The 8,611-nt window shown below is 52.0% G+C and carries 7 protein-coding genes; all 7 read right to left on the bottom strand.

Translation table 11 applies throughout. The features are described from left to right. A partial coding sequence (locus KF749_16435; protein ID MBX2992740.1) for a methylmalonyl-CoA mutase occupies positions 1 to 1,139 on the bottom strand: 1,139 nt, incomplete at its 3' end. A 129-nt stretch (positions 1,140 to 1,268) separates the two neighbouring features. Further along, positions 1,269 to 3,125 (bottom strand): DNA mismatch repair endonuclease MutL, encoded by a 1,857-nt coding sequence (gene mutL, locus KF749_16430; protein ID MBX2992739.1) that lies wholly within the window; start codon positions 3,123 to 3,125, stop codon positions 1,269 to 1,271. Further along, the gene (gene ftsY / locus KF749_16425; protein MBX2992738.1) at positions 3,122 to 4,063 is read right to left on the bottom strand and encodes a signal recognition particle-docking protein FtsY; all 942 of its coding nucleotides are present in this window, start codon (positions 4,061 to 4,063) and stop codon (positions 3,122 to 3,124) included. Before ftsY ends, mutL begins: the two co-directional genes overlap by 4 nt. A 17-nt stretch (positions 4,064 to 4,080) precedes the next feature. Beyond that, positions 4,081 to 4,677 carry a CDP-alcohol phosphatidyltransferase family protein gene (locus KF749_16420; protein ID MBX2992737.1) on the bottom strand — a complete coding sequence of 199 codons (597 nt, stop codon included), beginning with the start codon at positions 4,675 to 4,677 and terminating at the stop codon, positions 4,081 to 4,083. Beyond that, positions 4,667 to 6,178 carry an amidophosphoribosyltransferase gene (locus KF749_16415; GenBank protein MBX2992736.1) on the bottom strand — a complete coding sequence of 504 codons (1,512 nt, stop codon included), beginning with the start codon at positions 6,176 to 6,178 and terminating at the stop codon, positions 4,667 to 4,669. Before KF749_16415 ends, KF749_16420 begins: the two co-directional genes overlap by 11 nt. A gap of 44 nt (positions 6,179 to 6,222) precedes the next feature. Continuing rightward, on the bottom strand, positions 6,223 to 7,824 hold the full coding sequence (gene nadB, locus KF749_16410) for an L-aspartate oxidase (protein ID MBX2992735.1): 1,602 nt from the start codon (positions 7,822 to 7,824) through the stop codon (positions 6,223 to 6,225). Between the two features lie 80 nt (positions 7,825 to 7,904). Next, the gene (gene coaE, locus KF749_16405) at positions 7,905 to 8,585 is read right to left on the bottom strand and encodes a dephospho-CoA kinase (GenBank protein MBX2992734.1); all 681 of its coding nucleotides are present in this window, start codon (positions 8,583 to 8,585) and stop codon (positions 7,905 to 7,907) included. Between the last annotated feature and the right edge of the window lie 26 nt (positions 8,586 to 8,611).

Genomic DNA, 8,611 nt, shown 5'->3' with positions numbered 1-8,611 from the left:
AAGGCAATCTTCACAGCCTTTTCGGACGGCAACGCGAGCGTTTCATCCATCGAGTTGGTGTGGAGAGATTGCGTGCCGCCCAGCACTCCCGCCAGCGCCTCGAACGCCGTTCTGACGATGTTGTTTTCCGGTTGTTGTGCCGTAAGCGTGCATCCGGCTGTTTGTGTATGAAAGCGCAGCGTCCACGATTTCGGATTCTTCGCTTTGTACTTATCGCGCATGCGCCTGGCATAGATACGTCGTGCTGCGCGGAATTTGCAGATCTCTTCAAAGAAATCGAGATGGGAATTGAAGAAATATGAAATCCGCGGTGCAAAGCTGTCAACATCCATTCCTCGTTCGATACAGTGCTCGACATACGCAAACCCGTCCGCAAGTGTAAATGCAAGTTCCTGTACCGATGTCGAGCCGGCCTCGCGGATGTGATAGCCGCTCACCGAAACAGGATTCCATTTCGGCATCTCGTTCGTGCAGAATTCAATCATGTCCGTCACAATCCGCATCGAGGGATGAGGCGGATAGATCCATTCTTTTTGAGCGATGTATTCTTTGAGAATGTCCGCCTGAATCGTGCCCTGCAAATCCTTCCTCTTGGCTCCCTGCTTCTCCGCCACGGCAATGTAGAACGCCAGCATCATTGCTGCAGGGGCATTGATAGTCATGGAGGTCGAAATGTCTTTGAGGGAGATGCCTTTGAACAAGATCTCCATATCTGCCAGTGAGCTCACTGCAACACCGCAAATTCCGACTTCACCTTCTGCAAGCGGATCGTCGGCATCTCGGCCCATCAGGGCGGGCAAATCGAATGCAACAGACAATCCCGTTTGGCCATGATCGAGAAGATAGTGGTAGCGTTCGTTCGTATCCTCCGGCGCGCCGAATCCGGCAAACTGGCGCATTGTCCAGAGTTTGCCGCGATACATGTTGTGATGAATACCTCGTGTGTACGGAAACTCTCCGGGGAAGCCGATATCGGAAAGATAGTTACTACGCGCAAGATCGTCCGGCGTGTACAGCAAGTCGACCGGCGCACCACTGACTGTTGTGAATTTCGCCTGAAGCTGTCGTGAGGATTTCGCCGCCTTCGCCGCCCAATTCTGTTTCTGCTTCCTTACGTCGTCGAAGCCGTTTGTGTTCATGTATTCCCCAAGTTCGTGGTGTGTGGGTGAGAAAGAACCATTTACCTGACGTCAAATTAACGAAGAAACCATATGAAGTTCAAGATACTGCAACGACGTTGCATGAGGAGAACAGTCCGGGGAAATCGTCTACGTTCTGCCGAATCGTCTATCCAGTTCGTCGATTGAGATTCTGAGAACAACGGGGCGTCCGTGCGGACAAACATACGGCATCGAGGTTCGAAACAACTGGTCGAGCAAGGTCTTCATTTCCTGCTCGCCCAGCGGGTCGCCTGCCTTGATTGCCGATCTGCATGAGAATGATTTTGCAAGATTGTCCCGTGCATCCATCATCCCGTGCTGCAAATGTTCTTTGTAGAGAGAGAGCATATCCTCAATGATCTTTGTTTCCGTTCCCGGCGGAACGTCGGGAGGAATGCCTTCCACAACAACCGTATTTCTGCCGAACGGCTTGAGGGAAAAACCCAACCGTTCAAGATGCGGAAGCAACTCGTTCGCCAACGAAAAATCGGATGGATTCAACTCGATTGTCTGGGGAAAAAGCAACTGCTGCGATGGCGGCGGCTCATGATCAAATCGTCGAAGGGCACGTTCATACAGGATGCGTTCATGCGCGACATGCTGGTCAACGATCATCAGTCCGTTTTCGATCGGAGTAAGAATGTACTTGTTGTGCAGTTGCCAGATAATCGGCGATAATTCCCGGTTGGGCAAACGATCTCCATGAGATTCTGCACGTTCTCCGGTTTGCGTTGCGGCATCCTCAAACTCCTTGTCGATCGGCCCCAGCAAGTTCTCGACAAGCGCCGCTCCGCCACGGAAATTCATCCGGGTCTGGTCAACGGCGGGTTCCCTGCCGGGCGTGATAATCTCGCCTGTTGAACGGTCGACAAACTGTCGGGGAACCGGCCAGCTATGCTGTCGACGAGTGAACTGAAGGCCGATCTCCCCGGGCTTGTCCTCCCCGTATGAAGATGACATCGCAGGAACAAGGTTGTTGCTCGCGAGAGTCCGGCGAACACCATTCGAGACGAACCGGTAGATATTCTGTTCGTCCTCGAACTTCGCCTCCATCTTGGATGGGTGAACGTTCACATCAACGCGATGCGGATCGATCTCCAGAAAGAGAAGGAAGAAAGGGAACGTTCCTTTCACCAACAGATTCTCATACGCTGTATACACGGCGTGGCTGATATTCCGGTTTGTGATAAACCTCTTGTTGAGAAAGAGGTATTGATGTGCCCTGCTCTTCTGTCCGAACACCGGCTTTCCGATGAAACCCGAAACCGACACGTACGCCGATCGTTCCTCAAGCCAAACCATCTGTTCCACTTGTCTATCACCAAACACATCAAGCATCCGTTCCTCAAGCGTTGCCGATTTGAGATCGAAGATCGTCTCGTCATCGCTGATGAACTTCAGTGCAACTTCGGGATGACTGAGCGCAACACGTTGAACGGCATCATAAATGTGACGGAATTCCGTGTTGTTGCTTTTCAGAAATTTTCGCCGTGCGGGAACATTGAAAAAGAGATTGTGTACTGTGATTGACGTGCCGGGTTCTCTCCCCTCGCGTGAGATCTGAGGCTTGCTGCCACCGTCAATCTGTAGAACAACGGCTGTATCATCTTCGCGTCGGCGGGTTTTCATCGTCACGCGGGCTACGGCAGCCACAGAGGCAAGTGCTTCGCCGCGAAAGCCGTATGTTTGAATTCCTTCCAGATCGTCGATGGAGGAGATTTTGCTTGTTGCATGACGCAGAAACGACGCAACAGCATCCTGCTCATCCATTCCCATCCCGTCATCAACAATCTGAATCAGCTTCTTCCCCCCCTCCTTGATGGCGACGAGCAGGTTCTTCGCGTCCGCATCAAGGGAGTTCTCCAGCAACTCTTTCACAACGGACTCGGGACGTTGAATAACTTCGCCTGCCGCTATTTGGTTGGCAAGATGTTCGGAAAGAACCTGTACTCTACGGTTGTTCACGTTGCTCCAAAAAGCGCTTCGACGAACGCTTTCCTGTCAAATGGTTGCAGGTCATCAATCTGTTCACCGACGCCGATAAACTTGATTGGGAGGTTCATTTCTTTGCTGATAGCAAGAACAATCCCGCCTTTCGCCGTTCCATCCAACTTCGTAAGGACGAGCCCGGTCACACCGGACGCTGCACTGAATTGCCTGGCTTGCTGCATACCGTTCTGCCCTGTTGAAGCATCAATCACGAGCAACACTTCGTGCGGAAATGCTTCGTTCTGTTTTGCAATCACACGGCGGATCTTTTTCAATTCCTCCATCAGATTCACTTTCGTGTGAAGCCTGCCCGCTGTGTCGATGATGACAACATCCGCTCCGGTAGCAGTTGCCGATTTCACAGCGTCGAAGGCAACTGCCGCCGGGTCGGAACCATGCAACTGCCGGATGATTTCAGCACCGGCACGCTTCGCCCAGATTTCAAGCTGCTCGTTGGCTGCGGCACGAAACGTATCCGCCGAACCGATCACGACTTTCTTTCCGGCTTTTGTATAGATGTTAGCAAGCTTGCCGATGGATGTCGTCTTACCAACGCCGTTGATCCCGACTACCATGATGACAAATGGCCTTTCCGACGGCACATGAAATGGATCCGTGTCGTTTGCCCCGCCTGCAAATTGCCGCTGAATTTCATCGCGCAACAGGACATTCAGTTCTGACGCATCGGCAAAGCGTTCTTCCTTCGCCCGTTTGCGAATAGCATCAACAATGTCGAGTGTCGCTGCAACACCGACATCGGCGCCAATGAGGATTTCCTCAAGCTGCTCAAGCGTCACATCATCGATTTTCGATTTGGTCGTCACCAACCGAGCAACTTTCCCGACTATCCCCTCGCGGGTTTTGGAAAGTCCGTCCTTCAGTTTTGTGAAGCCTATTTTATCAAAGAAACCCATTGAGATCTCTGTTGTGTTCACTTCGTACTGGGTGAGCTGGAGGCCTTTACAATCTCGAGAAATCTCGAGAGGTACATGCCGAGAGAGGCAACGAGCATCGCAACACTCGTCCACAAAAATATCTCCGTGGCGATACTCCACTCCATCAAGGCACACACCATCATCAGGGCAAGGATGCCGATGGTCCATTTCCCAAGCAGATTTGACTGAGGTACAATGGATGTGTATTTCTTCAAGTAGAGACCACCCGCGAGGATCAACAGGTCCCTGCCAAAAAGCACAAGCACAAACCAGAGGGGAACAAGGCCCAGCATCACAAGCACAACTGCGACAACGCCGATTCCGATTTTGTCAGCCAACGGATCGAGAATCTTCCCCCATTCAGTAATCTCATTGTACTTCCGGGCCAGAGCCCCGTCGAGTTTATCTGTGAGTGCAGCAACCGCCAGAATGAGAATCCCCCACAGTGTCTTGTCGGGAATATCGGACAGCATTACCATTGCAAAAGGAACAGCAAGTACTGCGCGGCAAATACTGAGCAAATTCGAGACAGTAAAAAAGCGTCCTAACCCGGAAACGGCTGAGGCTTGCGCCAAGTCGTTCTCATGCCTCATTCTCATCCTTTGTTTGGTTACTGTCGATGGGAATCGGGTATTTCCCGCTGAAGCACGCTGTGCAATAGTTTGCGCCGTTTTCCTGTGGCACGGAGTCCAGCAAATCATCAATTTCAAGATACTCAAGACTGTTAACGCCCAACTCCGCGCCGATTTTCTTCACGTCGCCGTTGCATTGGTTGGCAACGAGTTCATCCGGCGTCGGGAAATCCATGCCGTAGTGACAAGGAAACTTGATGGGTGGAGAGGTGACCCGGAAATGAACTTCCTTCGGGCCTGCTTGCTTGACAAGTTGCACAAGCTGTTTTGATGTTGTTCCGCGGACGATCGAGTCATCGACAATCACAACAACATTATCCTTCAACACACCCTTCACTGTATTGAACTTCGTCTTGACTTTGTTTTCCCGGACATCCTGCTTCGGCTGAATGAACGTTCTGCCGATGTAGTGACTTCGAATCAAGCCGATTTCCAGCTTGACTGAACCGCCGTGCTTGTTCGTCTCCTGCACAAATCCCATGGTGGCGGTGTTGCTCGAATCAGGAACGTTGATGACAATGACTTTTGCCCCGGAATCTTTCGGACGAACAGGTTTTGTCTTCGCAAGATTCTTCCCGAGCTTGCGGCGAACTTTGTCAACACTGTGTCCGAAAATCCGACTGTCCGGACGGGAGAAATAGATGTACTCAAAAATACAATGATGTGGCGTTTCTTTCCCGTCATGAATCCGCAGGGATTTCACTGCACCCGTTTTCGTACTCTCTGCATCGATCACGACAAGTTCGCCAGGTTCGATATCGCGTTCGTACTCCGCGTCAATGATATCGAACCCAACCGTTTCCGACGAGATAAAGAATGCCTGACTGCCATCAGGGCTGGCGTTCAACTTTTTTCCAAGAGCAAGCGGACGGAAACCTGACTGATCCCGGGCTGCTATCAGTTTGTCGTCCGTCATGATAACAAGCGAGAAAGCCCCGCGAATCCGGGAAAGCGCCTCGCGTATCTGATCGATCTGATCCTTCTCTTTGCTGCGGGCAATCAGGTGGAGGATCACTTCGGTATCGGAGGTCGTCTGAAAGATTGTTCCTTCCTCCTGAAGCTCCTTTCGGATCTGTTTGAAGTTGGTGAGATTGCCGTTATGCGCGACTGCGAGATTCCCGTTCTTGTAGATCACCGTCAGCGGCTGGATGTTCAGTTTGTTATCAGCAGCGCCTGCTGTCGAATATCGGTTATGGCCAACAGCCATGCTTCCGCGAAGAGTTTCTGTGAGAAGTTTCTCGTCGCGATAGATTTCCGTTACAAGCCCGAAATCCTTGTGCATGTGAAAACGGTGGCGCTTGATTTTCGGATCGAACTGGGAGGTGACGATGCCGGAGCCTTCCTGTCCCCGATGCTGCTGGGCAAGCAGGCCGTAGTAGGTGAACTGTGCCGCCGAAGGATGGCCGAACACGCCAAACACTGCGCAGTGGCAGCGGGGTTTGTCTTGGTTATCAGCGATCATGGTTTTGGTGTTGAATGCACATTAATATAGCTGAACTTGCGGGGCTAATCAACGATGGTGTCTGCAAGAAACTCCTTGTCATTCCGCCCCCGATAATCGGTTGTCAGATGCAATCCCCTGCTTTCGCGCCGTTTCATCGCGCATGTGATGACCAACATCGCGCACAGGGCAAGATTGCGCAACTCGATCAACCCTTCGGTCACTTTGGTTTTTTTGTAGAACGTTTCCACTTCGTTGCGAATCAAATCCATCCGGCGCAACGCGCGTTCGAGACGCAAATTCGATCGTACAATCCCCACATAATCCCACATGATTTGTTGTATCTCGCGCCGGTTGTGGGAAATCAAGACCCATTCCTCGCTGTTCAGCGTGCCGCTGTCATCCCAATCTCTGATCTCCGGAATGGCAGCGTGTTTCCGGGCAAGGAACTCGCGGGCATGACGGGCGGCTCTATCGGAGAACACCAGTCCCTCCAATAACGAGTTGCTCGCGAGCCGGTTTGCTCCGTGAACGCCTGTCATGCTCACTTCTCCCGAAGCATACAACCCGTGAATCGAGGTTCGCCCGTTCGTGTCGGTGAGAACTCCTCCGCATGCATAATGCGCAGCCGGCACAACAGGAATCGGCTCACGGGTGATATCCAGCTTGTATTTCTCGAGGCATGTCTGGTAGATATGAGGAAAATGGCGGATGATATCGTCAGCCGGAAGATGTCGCAAATCGAGTATCACAAAATCGTCACCTCGCCGTTTCAGCTCCGTATCGATGGCATACGCGACAATATCGCGCGGTGCGAGCGATTTGCGGTCGTCGTACTTCTGCATGAACTCTTCCCCATCCTGTGTTTTCAGGATTCCGCCGAAACCGCGAACCGCCTCGGAAATAAGGAACGACGGGCTGCCCGAATCATACAGACTTGTAGGATGAAATTGGACAAATTCCATGTTCGCGATGGTCGCGCCCGCTCGATACGCCATCGCTACACCGTCTCCCGTGGCAATTAATGGATTTGTTGTGTGGAGATAGACGTGACCGAGTCCGCCTGTCGCAAGTAATACAGCCTTGGCAAGAAACGTCTGCACAACGTTTTCATACACATTGAGGGCGTACGCTCCCCAGCAATGAATATTCGTTCCGTCAATAACGTGTTTCGTCGCCGCGTGATGTTCGGTAAGAAGGTCAATGGCAATGTGATTCTCAAAGACATGAATGTCGGGATGGGAAGTGACTCTCGCGACCAGGGCACGTTCGATTTCCCGGCCCGTGAGATCATGCGAGTGAACAATGCGATTGACGGAATGCCCCCCTTCACGTCCGAGGTCGAGTCCACCCGTCTGATTGCGCGTAAACTCAACGCCGATTTGCGTCAATTCACGAAGGCGCTCCGGTCCTTCTCTGACAAGAATCTCAACAGCTTCGCTATGACACAAGCCGCCGCCTGCGGAGAGCGTATCGTGAATGTGCATGTCAAACGAGTCAAGCTGCGACATCACCGCGGCCACCCCCCCCTGTGCATAGTTGGTATTGGACTCGGCCTTTTCTTTTTTCGTGATGATGCCCACCGTTCCGTATTCGGCAACTTTGAGCGCATACGAAAGTCCCGCAATGCCGCTGCCGAGAACCAGAAAATCAAACCGGTGTGTCATCAGGATTCATATTATTCGTGAACGACAAAGGAAAATACAAGAAATGTATGAAAGAAACGACGTGTGCCGGGAAGGCGGCGTCATTTCTTCGCGGGATTCATCAGTGAGAGTAACGTATCAAGAAATTTCACACGCGAAGCAAGTTCATTTTCCGATCCGTCATTGTCGATCACAAAATCGGCGAGCGTGACCTTCTTCTTCACATCCATTTGAGCGCGTATTCGTGCTTCAACCGCTTCGCGTGCAATGTTGTCCCGCGACATCACTCGTACGATACGTGTTTTCTCCGCGGCATTCACCATCACGACGTAGTCAAGCCGTTTATCCATTCCAGTCTCATAAATCAGGGCAGCTTCGATAACCACATAGCGAACGGCAGCATCAAACTGCCCGATTGCCACATCAATGGCCGAGAACACATACGGGTGGATGATTGCGTCGAGAGTCTTGCGCAGAGAACGATTGTTGAAGACAACGGAGGCGAGCGCTTTGCGATCAACCAGTCCGTTGGGAAGGAACACGGTACTTCCGAACGTTTCCCGTATTGCGGATTGTATTTCGTTGTTGGTATCGGTAAGACCCCTTGCGATATCATCGGCCGACAGCACCGGTCGCCCCATTGCTGCAAGCAACCCGCAGACGGTAGATTTGCCGCTTCCGATCCCGCCTGTAACACCTACACGAAGAGGCCTCCCGGGAGAGACTAAAAGAGAGTCCCCGCGCTTCCGTGACAAACGCGGGGAACGGCGAGGATTCTTCATCCTACTACTCTTCTTCATTGCGAGGT

Source organism: Bacteroidota bacterium (genome assembly GCA_019637975.1).
Lineage (GTDB): Bacteria > Bacteroidota > Ignavibacteria > UBA10030 > UBA6906 > CAADGV01.
Note: the sequence above shows the minus strand (reverse complement) of the source record. Positions and strands in the feature narration are given on the sequence as shown.